Genomic DNA, 14,008 nt, shown 5'->3' with positions numbered 1-14,008 from the left:
AATGGGGGCGTTGCGCGCCCCCATTCGAACAAGCACAGGAAGCGTATGAACGACCACTCACTTTCTCTACAGGCACTCGCTGCACCCGACGGCACTTGCTACGGCTGCGGTTGCTCCCACCCCAGCGGCCTGCACCTGCAAAGCCACTGGGACGCCGACGGCATCCACCTGTTGTGCCGGCACGTGCCCGACAGCACCTTCACCGGCTGGCCCGGCCTGGTTTACGGCGGCCTGCTGGCGATGCTGGTCGACTGCCACTCCAACTGGACGGCGATGGCCTACCACTACCGTAACGAAGGCCGCGAGCCGGGTAGCCTGCCGCGTATCGACTGCGTTACCGGCACGCTCAACCTGACCTACCTGAAACCCACGCCGATGGGCGTCGAGCTGTTGCTCAAGGCGCGTGTGGAAGGCGAAGTAGGGCGTAAGAGCCGGGTGATCTGCGAAGTCTGGGCCGACGATGTGCTGACCGTGACCGCCGACTCGGTGTTCGTCCGTGTCGATACCGAAAAGCTCAAGCTCAAGGCTCACGGCCAAGCCTGACTGCCCGTGCTGACAAGTGGTCGGTGATGGTCAGCGGCCGGGGATGTCTCTAGAGTGAGAGGTTCATTCCCCCAGGCAAGGTTGATCATGACCGATCTCAGTGCTTTCCCTATTACCCGCAAGTGGCCCGCCAGGCACCCCGAGCGCCTGCAGCTGTATTCACTGCCGACGCCCAATGGCGTCAAGGTGTCGATCATGCTCGAAGAGATCGGCCTGGCCTATGAGCCGCACAAGGTCAGCTTCGACAACGATGATCAGCTGAGCCCCGAATTCATCTCGCTCAGCGCCAACAACAAGATCCCCGCCATCCTCGACCCCAATGGTCCGGGCGGCCAGCCGCTGCCGCTGTTCGAGTCCGGGGCCATCCTGCAGTACCTGGCGGAGAAGAGCGGCCAGTTGCTGAGCCAGGATCCGGCCCAGCGTTACCAGACCCTGCAGTGGCTGATGTTCCAGATGGGCGGCATCGGGCCGATGTTCGGTCAGGTGGGCTTCTTCCATTTCTTTGCTGGCAAGGAATACGAGGACAAACGCCCGCGGGACCGTTATGTCAACGAGTCCAAGCGCCTGCTCGGTGTGCTGGACCGGCATCTGAAAGGCCGGGAATGGATGGTCGACGAGTACAGCATTGCCGATATCGCGATCTTCCCGTGGGTGCGTAACCTGGTGGAGCGTTACAACGCCCGTGACCTGGTCGGCTTCGATCAGTTCAGGGAAGTGCAGCGGGTGCTGGCGGCGTTCCTTGAGCGGCCGGCGGTGCAGCGTGGTCTGAAAATCCCGGCTTGAACAGTTGGCACTGATCCTGTGGGAGCGCGCGTGTCGAACCGCCGCGAAGCAGGCACCGCGGTGCATGGCACCGGCTTTGCCGGTGTTCGCGGGCATGCCCGCTCCCACAGGGATGGAGTACAGATTCAGAAAATGTGGTGCAGTAGCCAGTACAGGCTGCCGGCCAACAGCATCGCTGCCGGCAAGGTCAGCACCCAGGCCATCAGCAGGTTGACCAGCGTGCGCTTCTGAATCCCCGACCCGTTGGCCACCATGGTCCCGGCCACCCCGGAACTCAGCACATGGGTGGTCGACACCGGCAACCCGAACATGTCCGCCGCACCAATGGTGCACATTGCCACCACCTCGGCCGACGCACCCTGGGCATAGCTGAGATGGGTCTTGCCGATCTTCTCGCCTACCGTCACCACGATGCGCCGCCAGCCGACCATGGTCCCCAGCCCCAGTGCGATGGCCACGGCCACTTTCACCCACAGCGGGATGTAGCGGGTGGCGTCGTCCAGCTGGGTCTTCAGCAGCAGCACATGGCTGCGTGTGTCGGCATCGAAAACCACCAGCTGGTTCTTCTCGATCAGGCGGATGGCTTCGCTGGTCAGGTACATGTCGTTGCGCACGTTGGCCATGGCCTCGGCCGGTACGCGCTTGAGCGAGCCATAACCTTTGACCTCTTCGCCGATCATGCCGGTCAGCGCCGCCAGCGCCGGTACCAGTTGCGGGTTGGCCTTGGGTTCGGCAATGAACGTGGTCAGCACCTGGCGCGGGTCGGCCGGCGCCGCTTGCGGGTCGTTGCGCACCAGTGCCTGGCGGGTTACCTCGGCGACGGCGGAAAACTGCAGGGCCTGCTCATTGGGCATGGTCTTGTTCAGTGCGTAAGCCATCGGCAGGGTGCCGACCAGAATCAGCATGATCAGGCCCATGCCTTTCTGGCCGTCGTTGGAACCGTGGGCAAAGGACACACCGGTGCAGGTCAGGATCAGCACGCCGCGGATCCACCACGGTGGTGGTGTCTGGCCTTCCGGCGCCTGGTACAGCGCCTTGCGCTTGACCAGCGCGCGCAGGGCCAGCAGCAACAGGGCAGCGCAGGCAAAGCCGATCAGTGGCGAGAACAGCAGGGCATAACCGACCTTGCTGGCCTGGGCCCAGTCCACGCCACTGGTACCGTCGCGTCCGTGCATCAGCGCGTTGGCCACGCCCACACCGATGATCGAACCGATCAGGGTGTGCGAGGAGGATGCCGGCAGGCCCAGCCACCAGGTGCCGAGGTTCCAGATGATCGCCGCCAGTAGCAGGGCGAAGACCATGGCGAAGCCGGCCGAGGAGCCGACCTGCAGAATCAGCTCCACCGGCAGCAAAGCGATGATGCCGAACGCTACCGCGCCGCTGGAAAGCAGCACGCCGAGGAAGTTGCACAGCCCGGACCACACCACGGCGACCGGTGCCGGCAAGGAGTGGGTGTAGATCACGGTGGCCACTGCATTGGCAGTGTCATGGAAGCCATTGACGAACTCGAAGCCCAGGGCAATCAGCAACGCCAGGCCCAGCAGCAGGAATGGCGTGACCGTGGTGATTGCCGTGCCGCTGGCCGTCACATCCTGCTTCAGGCTCCAGGCGGAGTAGGCAATGCCGGCCAGCAGCAGGCCGAAGAACAACACCAGGGTGGCACGCCCCGGCTTGTGGGCAAGCTGCGGGCGGGAGTCGCGTTGGGCCAGTTGCGGCTGGCTGGCCAGTGACGGGGTTGCCATGGGGGCTCCGGTTGGCGTGGGGCGAAGGTGCCGAAGGCCTTGAGCATAGAAACAATTCGTAACCCGGCCGTGACCTCGATCAATGATTTATCTAGGCTCAAGACGGACGGTAATGGCAGGAGAAACCGATGATTCGCTGCAAGCGTGTCTACGATGCGGTTGAGCAGGACGACGGCCAGCGCGTGCTGGTCGATCGGCTGTGGCCGCGCAACAAGCGCAAGGAAGACCTGCGCGGACAGTGGTTGCGCGAAGTTGCACCCTCGGATGAATTGCGCAAGGCGTTTCACCAGGGTGAAGTGGATTTCGCCGGTTTCACCCAGCGCTACCAGCAAGAGCTGGCGGCCCACCCCGAGCACTGGTACCCGCTGTTGGACTTGGCGGGGAAGGGCACTTTGACATTGCTTTATGCGGGCAAGGACACTGAACACAACAATGCCCGGGTGCTGGCGCAATGGCTGGAGGACGAACTGGACCGGCGTGGGCCTGGCAGTTCGCCCGTGTGCTACGCCCAATGATTGATATTCGTTTTACCGGCCCTGTCGCCGGCAAACCCAAGAGTTCGATATGTGATGCCCCTGAACCTGACCCCCGCCGACGACACCCACTGCACCTTCGCACGCGACCTCACGCGCCGCGCCATGCTGCCGTACTACCGTGAATATGACCTGTTGTGGATCGAGCAAGCCTTCGACGAAGCCTGGGGCTGGCGCGAGCAGTGGCTGGTGACTGAAGGTGACACCGTGCTCGGCTTCTGCAGCCTCAGCCAGGACCGTCAGGCGCTGTTCATCCGCGAGTTGCACCTGCTACCCGAGCACCGTGGGCGTGGTGTCGGCAGCTGGGTGCTGGAGCAGTTGGCGCTGTGGGCCCGCCAGCGGCATCTGCCGCTGCTACGGCTGATGGTGTTTCGCAGCAACCCGGCGCGTGTGCTGTACCAGCGCCATGGCTTCGTCGAAATGGGTGAGGACGAATGCTTTGTGCGCATGCAGCGTACGATCGACTAATAGCGCAATGATGGCTTGTCGCGACTGGTGAGCATGGGCATAGTGAACTCAGGCGTTTACGGCTGCCTGCAGGCGGGTAGGCCGTACATGAGTGTGAACAGGGACAAGGAGCCTCCCATGAATGGAATCGGTCCGCGGCTGCGGGAAGAGCGTGAGCGTCTGGGGATGACCCAGCGCGTGTTTGGAGATATCGGCGGGGTCGAACCCAATGCCCAGGGCAAATACGAGAGTGGTGAACGCTCGCCGCGGGTCGATTACCTGGCGGCATTGGCGGCCAGGGGGGTGGATGCGCAATATGTGCTCAGCGGTATCCGCACCCCGCTACCGCTTGAGGGGCTTAACGCCGATGAGTCCGGTTTGCTGAGGGCATTCCGGCAGTTGTCGTGCGACGATCAGGCGGCACTCTGGCACCTGCTGCGGCGTTTGACCAACAACGACAAATCCCGGCAGACAGTGAGGCCGCTCTCGGTTGAACGTCAGGCGTTTCTTACGGAAGGAATGCGTTAGGCCCGCCGTGAAAAATTTTGTTAAGGTGGCGGGATCCAATCGCCCTGCTGACGAGGTGTGTGCTTGATTAGGGTCTTAGTGGTCGATGATCACGATCTGGTACGAACCGGTATTACCCGCATGCTGGCCGACATCGATGGCCTGCAGGTGGTGGGTGAGGGGGATTCGGGCGAATCGGCACTCAAGCTGGCCCGTGAGCTGAAGCCGGATGTGGTGCTGATGGATGTGAAAATGCCCGGCATCGGTGGCCTGGAGGCCACCCGCAAGCTGCTGCGCAGCCACCCGGACATCAAGGTGGTTGCCGTGACCGTGTGCGAGGAAGACCCATTCCCCACGCGCCTGCTGCAAGCCGGTGCTGCTGGCTACCTGACCAAGGGCGCCGGCCTTGACGAAATGGTCCAGGCCATCCGCCTGGCCTTTGCCGGCCAGCGCTACATCAGCCCGCAGATCGCCCAGCAGCTGGCGCTGAAACCGTTCCAGCCACAGGGCTCGCCGTTCGATGCCTTGTCGGAGCGGGAAATCCAGATTGCCCTGATGATCGTCGGCTGCCAGAAAGTGCAGATCATCTCCGACAAGTTGTGCCTCTCGCCCAAGACCGTCAATACTTACCGTTATCGGATCTTTGAAAAACTCTCGGTCACCAGCGATGTCGAACTGACCTTGCTGGCCGTTCGCCACGGTATGGTCGACGCAAGCCTGTAAAACCTCATGTCCCAAGTTTTCGATGCCAGCGCATTCCTGGCGACCTGCAGTGGTCGCCCGGGCGTTTACCGGATGTTCGACGCCGAAGCCCGGTTGCTTTACGTGGGCAAGGCCAAGAACCTCAAGAAGCGCCTGGCCAGCTATTTCCGCAAGACCGGCCTGGCGCCCAAGACCGCCGCGCTGGTGGCGCGCATCGCCCAGGTCGAAACCACCATCACCGCCAACGAAACCGAGGCGCTGCTGCTGGAGCAGAACCTGATCAAGGAATGGCGGCCGCCGTACAACATCCTGCTGCGCGACGACAAATCCTACCCCTACGTGTTCCTTTCCGACGGCGAGTTCCCGCGGCTGGGTATTCACCGTGGGGCGAAGAAGGCCAAGGGCCGCTACTTTGGCCCGTACCCCAGTGCCGGGGCCATTCGTGAAAGCCTCAGCCTGCTGCAAAAGGCCTTTTCGGTGCGCCAGTGCGAAGACAGCTACTACGCCAACCGCACCCGGCCGTGCCTGCAGTACCAGATCAAGCGCTGCAAAGGGCCCTGCACGGGCCTGGTGACCGCCGAGGAATATGCCGAGGACGTGCGCCACTCGGTGATGTTCCTCGAAGGGCGTAGCCAGCAACTGGGCAACGAGCTCAATGCCGAAATGGAGAAGGCCGCCATGGCCCTCAATTTCGAAAGAGCCGCCGAGTTGCGCGACCAGATCGCCTTGCTGCGGCGGGTCCAGGACCAGCAGTACATCGAAGGCGGCAGCGGCGATGTCGATGTCATCGCCGCCTTCGTCAACCCCGGTGGCGCCTGCGTGCACCTGATCAGCGTGCGCGGCGGGCGGGTGCTGGGCAGCAAGAACTTCTTCCCCCAGGTGGGCATCGAGGAGGAGGTGGCCGAAGTGATGGCCGCGTTCCTCTCCCAGTACTACCTGGGCAATGCCGAGCGCGAACTGCCGGGCGAGCTGATCGTCAACGTGGTGCACGAAGACTTCGAAGCCATCACTGAAGCGCTGCACACGCTGCGCGGCCGCGAGCTGACCATCAGCCACCGGGTACGCGGTACCCGCGCCCGCTGGCAGCAACTGGCGGTAACCAACGCCGAGCAGGCGCTCAATGCCCGCCTGGCCAACCGCCAGCACATGGCCGCACGTTTCGAGGCCCTGGCCGAGGTGCTGAAGCTGGACGAGGTGCCGCAGCGCCTGGAGTGTTACGACATCAGCCATTCCAGCGGCGAGGCCACGGTGGCCAGCTGCGTGGTGTTCGGCCCCGAAGGCCCGCTCAAGTCCGACTACCGCCGCTTCAACATCGAAGGCGTCACTGCCGGCGACGACTACGCCGCCATGCACCAGGCCCTGACCCGCCGCTACGGGCGTATCAAGGACGGCGAGGGCAAGCTGCCAGACGTGCTGCTGGTGGACGGCGGCAAAGGCCAGCTGAACATGGCCCGTGACGTGATGCAGGAGCTGGGCTTCAGCGACCTGACCCTGCTTGGCGTGGCCAAGGGCGTGACGCGCAAGGCCGGTTTCGAAACCCTGTACCTGAACGACGTGCACCACGAGTTCACCCTCAAGGGTGACTCACCGGCCCTGCACCTGATCCAGCAGATCCGCGACGAAGCCCACCGTTTCGCTATCACCGGCCACCGCGCCCGCCGTGGCAAGGCCCGCCGGGTGTCCAGCCTGGAGGATGTGGCCGGGGTAGGGCCCAAGCGCCGGCGCGACCTGCTGAAACATTTCGGCGGCCTGCAGGAGCTCAATCGCGCCAGTATCGATGAAATCGCCAAAGCACCCGGCATCAGTAAAAAGCTTGCCGAGTCGATTTATGCCAGCCTGCATAGCGAGTAGAATGCGGGCTCAACTTGCGGCCAGTCGTACCGATGAATATTCCAAACCTGCTCACCGTTCTACGCGTCCTGCTCATCCCGATCTTCATCCTGCTGTTCTATATGCCCTACCACTGGAGCTACATGGCCGCCAGCAGTGTGTTCGCCGTTGCCGCCGCCACCGACTGGCTGGACGGCTACCTGGCGCGTCGCCTGCAGCAGAGCACGCCGTTCGGTGCCTTCCTCGACCCGGTGGCCGACAAGCTGATGGTGGCGGTGGCCCTGGTGCTGCTGGTGCAGACCCACGCCAACTTCTGGCTGACCTTGCCGGCCGCGGTAATCATCGGCCGCGAGATCGTGGTTTCGGCGCTGCGCGAGTGGATGGCCGAGCTGGGCGCCCGGGCGCATGTGGCGGTGTCCAACCTTGGCAAGTGGAAAACCGCGGCCCAGATGCTGGCGCTGGTGATCCTGCTGGCCAACCCGCCGGCGGTGACCTTCTGGGTAATCCTCGGCTACGCGCTGCTGCTGGTGGCGGCGGGGCTGACCCTGTGGTCGATGGTGCACTACCTGCTGGCCGCCTGGCCGCACCTGCGCGAAGGCTCGGAGCAGAAATAAAAGTTTTTTTGAATCAAGGGGTTGACGCCGTTTTGGAAATCGCTAGAATGGCACCCATCACGACGCGGGAATAGCTCAGTTGGTAGAGCACGACCTTGCCAAGGTCGGGGTCGCGAGTTCGAGTCTCGTTTCCCGCTCCAGATTAAAGATTTGCAGACTTTCTTTTTTGTCTGCAAGTTGTGAAAAAAGGGCATGCGCACGCTGCGTAAAGTCTGGCAATCTGCCAGAGCCCGTCAAGAGAATGCCCCGTATCGAAAGATACGGGGCATTTTTCGTTATGGGCTGCATCCAGGGAGAGTCCCGCAGCCAGGCCACAGTCGCCCCTGAGTGGCTAAGCTTGATCTATCGCCAGAGCCTTCTGCCCACAGCGTGAAAGGAGGTGTTTGATGCAACTCATCGCTCAGAAAATCGACAAGCCAGAAACGACGAACTTCATTTTTGGCCAGACGCACTTCATCAAGTCCGTCGAGGACATCCATGAAGCGCTGGTAAATGCGGTGCCAGGTATTCAGTTTGGCCTGGCCTTCTGTGAAGCGTCCGGCGAACACCTGGTGCGCTGGTCTGGCACCGATACCGCGATGATCGAGCTTGCCCAGAAAAATGCACAAAACATTGCGGCTGGCCATAGTTTCATCATTTTTCTTGGTGATGGATTCTATCCACTGAATGTGCTGAACACCGTCAAGCTGGTTCCAGAGGTGTGCTGCATTTTTTGTGCGACAGCCAATCCGGTTGAAGTGATTCTCGCCGAGACGGAGCAGGGGCGAGCAGTTCTGGGGGTGGTGGACGGGGTTCGTGCCACTGACATTGAAGATGATGAAGGCATTGTGTGGCGCAAGGGCTTGTTACGACAGATCGGCTACAAATTGTGAGTTGGCGAGCGGGTACGCGTGAGCGGTGCCCGCAGGGGTAACAGCATCAGGACGATGCTGTCGGCAGGTGTACACCGAGAGCATCGCCTTTCAGATGTTGCCCCTTTGATTGGACGTGTCGTCAAACACCAGGCCGCATCAACGGCTCAGTACCTGAACTCGACCCCCACGTACGCGCCAATCCCGTCCCCCGGCCAGAACGACGCAGTATCCTGCCCGCGCGCGTTGTACACCGGCGTCACCGCCGTCACGTACGCCTTGTTCGCCAGGTTCTTCAGGTCCAGCGACACCTTCCAGTTGCCCTTCGGCGCCTCATACCCCAGGTTCGCTCCCCAGATGGTGTACGACGGCGCATACAGGGTATTGGCATAGTCCACTGCCGTGCGCGAGGCTGACTGTACGTTGACGCCGGTGTACCAGCCGCTGTGGTCCTGGTACTGCAGTTCACCCTGGTAGATGTGCTTGGGCACGCCCGGCAACTGGTTGTCGCCGAAGGTGTCGTCATGCCGGTAGTAGAAGTCGTTGTAGGTGTACACCTGGCGCCAGCGGACCAGGTCGCCCTGAGGGTTTTCCCAAAGGCGGGTGTTGAGACCGGCTTCGACACCCTGATGGATGGTTGGCGAGGCGTTGAAGGCGCCGGTGACCGCTGCCGACGATGACGTGGCGGGGATGATCTGCACGTTCAGCAGCTCGTCGTGGATCCACGAGCGGTACAGGGCCAGGCTGCCATCGAAGATGCCGTGCGAGCCCTTGATACCGACCTCGAAGGTGTTGGCCTTCTGCTCCACCAACGGGCGGATGTAAGGCAGGGTCGGGCCGGAGCCCGAGTACTCCCAGGAAGCAGGCGGGTCGATGCTGCGGCTGAAGTTGGTGAATACCTGCAGGTTCGGGCTGAACTCGTAGCGCAGGCCGATGCGCGGGGCGACGCTCCAGTTGTCGTAGTCCACGTGCTGCGGGAAGTTGGTGGTGTTGGGGTTCACCGCGTGGTCGATGTTGATCTTGCGCCGCACGTTGATGAACGACACGCCGCTGGTGAGCCAGAGGTTGTCGACCAGGTTGAGGTCGTTGCCCAGGGCGATCACCCGGTCGAACGAGTCCTTGTAGTTGACCTGCTTGAGCGACACCTTGTCGTCGTTGGCCGAGTTCACCCCGCCACGCAGGTGCTGGGTGGAGGTGACGGCGATGTTGCTGCGGCTTTCGTGGCCGAACAGGTAGTCGACCCGGTCATAGCCCAGCAACAGGCCGAGGTCGTGCCAGTCCCAGTAACTGGGATTGCTCGGGCTGCGTGGGCTGTTGGTATGGCGATAGTCGTGATACGACAGGCCGAAGGTCAGCCGTGCATCGTCGTCAAAGGTATAAGTGGTCTTGCTGCCCACCCAGATGCTGCCCGGGCGGCGCGCACCGGCACCGCTGCTCTCGGCGGTGGCGCTGGCGCGGCGCGGGTGGTGCAGTGCGGCGTTGAGGGTGGTGGCGCTGGGGTCGTTGTGGGTTTCATCGCGGTAGCGCAGCAGCAGGCGGGTTTCCAGCTTGGGGCTGAAGCGGTAGCCGGCATTGGCAACGATGCCCGAGCTCTTCGACAGGCTGTAGTCGCGATAACCCTCGTTGCGGTAGTTGTCGGCTTGCAGGTAGTAGTCCAGGTCGCCCTCGACCCCACCGTAGCTGATGCTCTGTTTCTGGTAGTGGTAGCTGCCGGCTTCGGCGCGCACGCGCAGGCCAGGGGCGCTGTAGCCGCTGTGGTTGACGAAGTTGACCGCGCCACCGAGGGTCAGCGCGCCATACTGGAAGGCATTGGCGCCGCGCAGGATCTCGGTGTAGTTCACGCCGCTGGCGTTGAGGAATTCGTAGGGTGTGCCGCCAGGGCCGGTCAGCGGCAGGCCGTCGAACAGGAACTTGATGCCTTCACGGAAGTAGCCGGGCGAGGTGTTGGCACCGGAGCCGCGGATCGAGATCTTCGCCGCGTCGTTGCCGCCGGTGGACTGCACGAATACGCCGGGCTGGTAGCCAAGGGTGTCCTGCAGGGTGGCAGTGCGGCCCTTGGCGACCTCTTCACTGTCGACCACGCTGGTGCCGCCGGGCACCTCGGCCAAGGCGCTGGCGGCCTGTTGCACTTCGGATTGCTTGGCGGCCTGCACGGTTACCGTGCCGAGGGTCTGGTCAGCGGCCAGTACCGTGACCGGGGCCAGCAGGGCCGTGGCCGTGGCCGCGGTGGCCAGGGCGGCGTGGCGGATGGCCAGGCGCAGTGGGTGGGGTTGAATCGCACGCATCGTTGAATTCCTTGAAAGTCATCGTAGATCCTCGGCGTTCTATGGGAATAGTCAGGCCTGTCGGAATGGGTGAGAGCAGTTTCTGTGCCAGCTGGTGAAAGGCCGGAAGTTTGGGGGTATGGCCAAAGTTTTAGTGTGAAGTGCTGAATAAAAAAGCAAATTTTGTTGCGCCCCTGTTGTTTGCGGAACAGTGCAGGTTATATCCAAATATCCGAATGCTATGGCGCAACCTGGGGGAGCGGCTTTAGCCGCGATCACCGGCGCAGCCGGTGCCATGCAACGCGTTGGATTCTTCGCGGCTAAAGCCGCTCCCACAGGGGACGCGGATTGATTGCAATTTCAGTTATTTACGCGGCAGCGCAGCCCACAGGGTTGGATGTTGTCAGCGCAACAGGGATGAAACAGTTTGTATGGTTAATGCGTCAGGCCGTTTGAACTAACCTCAATGAATGCGCAGTGTTAGCGCTGGCACGACAACTGCAATAGCCCTTTATGTAGCCGTCTATATAAAGGGCCCCTTGTGCAGCTGAATTGCCGATTATTCAATACATGCCTGGTGGCCAGTGCGCTGTTAGTTGCCGCCTGCCCACCCGCCACGTCCGCGCAGAGCCAGGCGCTGCTCAAGGGCGAAGCGCTCAGCGAAGTGAACGGCGTGATGCGCTACCCGGTCAGCGATTTCGTCGAGCAGCAGCCCGGCAAGCGCGGTGGCACCCTGCGCGTGTCGGCAGCGACCGACGCCGGCAGCTTCGATATCCACGCGCTGTCCAATGGCAACATGCAGTGGATGGGCCGCATCCTGTTCGATTGCCTGGTGTACCAGGCCGAGGACGGCACCCTCACGCCGTGGCTGGCGAAAAGCTGGGACATCAGCGCCGACGGCCTGACCTACACCTTCCACCTGCGCGACGACGTCACGTTCAGCGATGGCGAGCACTTCAACGCCGAGGCCGTGCGGGTCAACCTCGAACACATGCGTGACCCGACGACCAAGTCGCCACTGGCCGCCGCCTATATCGCGCCATACCTGCAGGGACGGGTGGTGGACGAATACACCTTCGAGGCGACCCTGCGTGCGCCCTATGCGCCGTTTCTGGATGTGCTGTCGCAGGCCTGGCTGGGGATGATCTCGCCGCGGCAGATCCTCGAAGCGCCGAAGACCATCGCCAGTCAGCCCATCGGCACCGGGCCTTTCGTGCTGACCGGCTGGGTGCGCGACCAGCGTGCCAGCTTTGTCCGTCGCCCGGGATACGACTGGGCGCCGCCAGCGATCAACCACCAGGGCGAGGCGTATCTGGACGGCATCGAGTTGAGCTACGTGCCTGAAGCGATGATCCGCTACACCTCGCTGGAAGCCGCCGACAACGACATGGCCCTGGACGCACCGGCGCAGAATGCCGCAGCGATCCGCGCCAACCCGCAGCTGACCCTGCGCAACCGCATTCGCAAGGGCAACCCGTCGCGTAGCATCACCTTCAATGTCGAGCGTGTGCCGTTCGATGACGTGCGGGTGCGTCAGGCCGTGGCCAAGGCCATCGACCGTGATGGCCTGGCGTGGATCTCCGGCTTCGGCGAGTACCTGGCCAAGGGGGATTTCCTGGCCGTGAATACGCCCGGCTATGACCCGGTGGCCCGCGATGCCTTGGCCTTCGACCCGGCCGAAGCCGGGCGCCTGCTCGACGCTGCCGGCTGGACCGGCCGTGACACCGAAGGCTATCGCACCCGTGGTGGCCAGCGCCTCGGGGCGACCTTGCTGACCTATGACAACCCGGCGTTCCCGGCCAATGTCTCGGTGGCAGCCCAGGCGGACCTGCGCAAGGTCGGCTTCGACCTGCGCATCGAGTTGCTGCCGCTCAGCAAGGTCATGGAGCTGCGTTACCGCGGCGACTTCGACGCCATCGGCGGCGGCTATTGGCACACCAACACGGCCGATGGCCTGTTCATCCTCTACCACAGTCAATCCATCCCCAGCGCACGAATGATCGGCCAGAACGTCGGCCACTTCCGTGACGCCACCCTCGACCGGTTGCTTGGCGACGCCCGGCGCAGCACCGACCCGAAACAACGCCGCGAACTGTATCGCCAGGCCCAGCAACGCCTGGGCGAGACCGTGCCGGCCGTGCCTTCGGTGGAAAGCCAGATGCTGCTGGCCTACCGCAACGCAATCGGCGGCGTGCTGTTCGATGGTTCGCACAATGTTCCCCTGTTCACCAGCGTATGGCTGGCAAAGGAGCAACCATGAAGCTGCTGTCGATCTTGCTGCGCCGCCTGCGTGACGGTGTGATAGTGCTCTGGGCGGCGGCCAGCCTGACTTTCCTCGGAATGCAGCACAGTGGTGGCGACACCGCCCTGGCGATCCTCGGCGGCCCGGATGCCATGCCGAGCGAAGCGCTGCTGGCCCAGGTGCGTGCCGAGTACGGCCTCGATCAACCGCTGTGGGTGCAGTACGGCCACTACCTGGCGCGCCTGGCCAAGGGCGACCTGGGCGAGTCGTACCGGTTGCGCATACCGGTCAGCCAGGCGATTGGCGAGCAGGCTGCCGCGACCCTGGCTTTGGCCAGCAGCGCGGCGGTGCTGGCAGTGCTGCTGGCGGTAGCCTCGGCGCTGCTCACCGCCAACCGTGGGCGGCGTTTGCGGGCGGTGGTGTCGGGCATCGAGCTGTTGCTGTCATCGGCGCCCAACTTCGTGATCGGCACGCTGCTGCTGTTGGCCTTCGCGTTCTACTTCCATTGGTTGCCGCCGTCCGGGTCCAGCGGTTGGCGCTCGCTGGTACTCCCGAGCCTGGCCCTGGCGCTGCCGATCGCGGCGGTGCTTGCCCAGGTGTTGCGCCAGGCGCTGGAGCAGGTGCTGGAACAACCCTTCATCACCCAGGCCCGTGCCCGTGGCATGGGCGATATCGCTGTGCGTCTGCGCCATGCCCTGCGTCATGCCCTGGTGCCGCTGGTGACCCTGGCCGGCTACGTGTTCGCCAGCCTGCTCGGCGGTGCCGTGGTGCTGGAACTGCTGTTCGGCCGCCAAGGCATTGGCCGTTTGATGCTCGACGCTACCGCCACCAAGGACGTGCCACTGGTGCTCGGCGTCACCCTGCTGGCGGCAGCGATCTACGTGCTGGTCAACCTGCTGGTGGACCTGGCGACCCAGGCCATCGACCCGCGCACCGCACGCTCCTGAATT

General features: G+C 63.2%; 13 protein-coding genes and 1 tRNA gene. 12 read left to right on the top strand and 2 right to left on the bottom strand.

Going from position 1 to position 14,008, the window contains the following annotated elements; translation table 11 throughout:
• Positions 1 to 45 precede the first annotated feature (45 nt).
• A complete protein-coding gene (locus MKK04_RS17955) occupies positions 46 to 543 on the top strand; it encodes a PaaI family thioesterase (RefSeq protein ID WP_063912661.1) in 498 nt (165 codons plus the stop codon).
• A gap of 87 nt (positions 544 to 630) precedes the next feature.
• On the top strand, positions 631 to 1,326 hold the full coding sequence (locus MKK04_RS17950; RefSeq protein ID WP_233693672.1) for a glutathione S-transferase N-terminal domain-containing protein: 696 nt from the start codon (positions 631 to 633) through the stop codon (positions 1,324 to 1,326).
• A gap of 125 nt (positions 1,327 to 1,451) precedes the next feature.
• Here MKK04_RS17950 and MKK04_RS17945 read toward each other — a convergent pair whose 3' ends face one another.
• Entirely contained in the window at positions 1,452 to 3,068 is a 1,617-nt protein-coding gene (locus tag MKK04_RS17945; RefSeq protein ID WP_241105854.1) for an inorganic phosphate transporter, read from the bottom strand.
• Positions 3,069 to 3,196: 128 nt separating this feature from the next.
• Here MKK04_RS17945 and MKK04_RS17940 point away from each other — a divergent pair, with 128 nt between their 5' ends.
• From MKK04_RS17940 to MKK04_RS17905, 8 genes are all read left to right on the top strand, one after another.
• Positions 3,197 to 3,583, top strand: coding sequence for a DUF488 domain-containing protein (locus MKK04_RS17940; protein WP_063912658.1), 387 nt, complete (start codon positions 3,197 to 3,199; stop codon positions 3,581 to 3,583).
• Between the two features lie 54 nt (positions 3,584 to 3,637).
• Positions 3,638 to 4,069, top strand: a complete 432-nt coding sequence (locus MKK04_RS17935) for a GNAT family N-acetyltransferase (protein ID WP_207831047.1) — start codon at positions 3,638 to 3,640, stop codon at positions 4,067 to 4,069.
• A 117-nt stretch (positions 4,070 to 4,186) separates the two neighbouring features.
• Entirely contained in the window at positions 4,187 to 4,576 is a 390-nt protein-coding gene (locus MKK04_RS17930) for a helix-turn-helix domain-containing protein (protein ID WP_063912656.1), read from the top strand.
• Positions 4,577 to 4,639: 63 nt separating this feature from the next.
• Positions 4,640 to 5,278, top strand: a complete 639-nt coding sequence (gacA, locus tag MKK04_RS17925) for a response regulator transcription factor GacA (protein ID WP_003251380.1) — start codon at positions 4,640 to 4,642, stop codon at positions 5,276 to 5,278.
• A 6-nt stretch (positions 5,279 to 5,284) separates the two neighbouring features.
• Positions 5,285 to 7,108, top strand: a complete 1,824-nt coding sequence (gene uvrC / locus MKK04_RS17920) for an excinuclease ABC subunit UvrC (RefSeq protein ID WP_207831051.1) — start codon at positions 5,285 to 5,287, stop codon at positions 7,106 to 7,108.
• A 32-nt stretch (positions 7,109 to 7,140) separates the two neighbouring features.
• Positions 7,141 to 7,701 carry a CDP-diacylglycerol--glycerol-3-phosphate 3-phosphatidyltransferase gene (pgsA, locus tag MKK04_RS17915; RefSeq protein ID WP_015271035.1) on the top strand — a complete coding sequence of 187 codons (561 nt, stop codon included), beginning with the start codon at positions 7,141 to 7,143 and terminating at the stop codon, positions 7,699 to 7,701.
• Positions 7,702 to 7,765: 64 nt separating this feature from the next.
• A tRNA-Gly gene (locus tag MKK04_RS17910) sits at positions 7,766 to 7,841 on the top strand.
• A 246-nt stretch (positions 7,842 to 8,087) separates the two neighbouring features.
• The gene (locus MKK04_RS17905) at positions 8,088 to 8,573 is read left to right on the top strand and encodes an adenosine-specific kinase (RefSeq protein WP_233686922.1); all 486 of its coding nucleotides are present in this window, start codon (positions 8,088 to 8,090) and stop codon (positions 8,571 to 8,573) included.
• Between the two features lie 146 nt (positions 8,574 to 8,719).
• Here the strand turns inward: MKK04_RS17905 and MKK04_RS17900 are convergent, their stop codons facing one another.
• A complete protein-coding gene (locus MKK04_RS17900; RefSeq protein ID WP_241105853.1) occupies positions 8,720 to 10,837 on the bottom strand; it encodes a TonB-dependent receptor family protein in 2,118 nt (705 codons plus the stop codon).
• 520 nt (positions 10,838 to 11,357) lie between these two features.
• Here MKK04_RS17900 and MKK04_RS17895 point away from each other — a divergent pair.
• Positions 11,358 to 13,076, top strand: a complete 1,719-nt coding sequence (locus MKK04_RS17895; protein ID WP_442964547.1) for an ABC transporter substrate-binding protein — start codon at positions 11,358 to 11,360, stop codon at positions 13,074 to 13,076.
• The gene (locus MKK04_RS17890; RefSeq protein WP_063912652.1) at positions 13,073 to 14,005 is read left to right on the top strand and encodes an ABC transporter permease; all 933 of its coding nucleotides are present in this window, start codon (positions 13,073 to 13,075) and stop codon (positions 14,003 to 14,005) included. Before MKK04_RS17895 ends, MKK04_RS17890 begins: the two co-directional genes overlap by 4 nt.
• Positions 14,006 to 14,008: the final 3 nt, after the last annotated feature.

This window comes from Pseudomonas sp. LS.1a (assembly GCF_022533585.1).
Lineage (GTDB): Bacteria > Pseudomonadota > Gammaproteobacteria > Pseudomonadales > Pseudomonadaceae > Aquipseudomonas.
The sequence above is the reverse complement of the archived record's forward strand: the minus strand, read 5'-3'. Positions and strand labels throughout refer to the sequence as shown.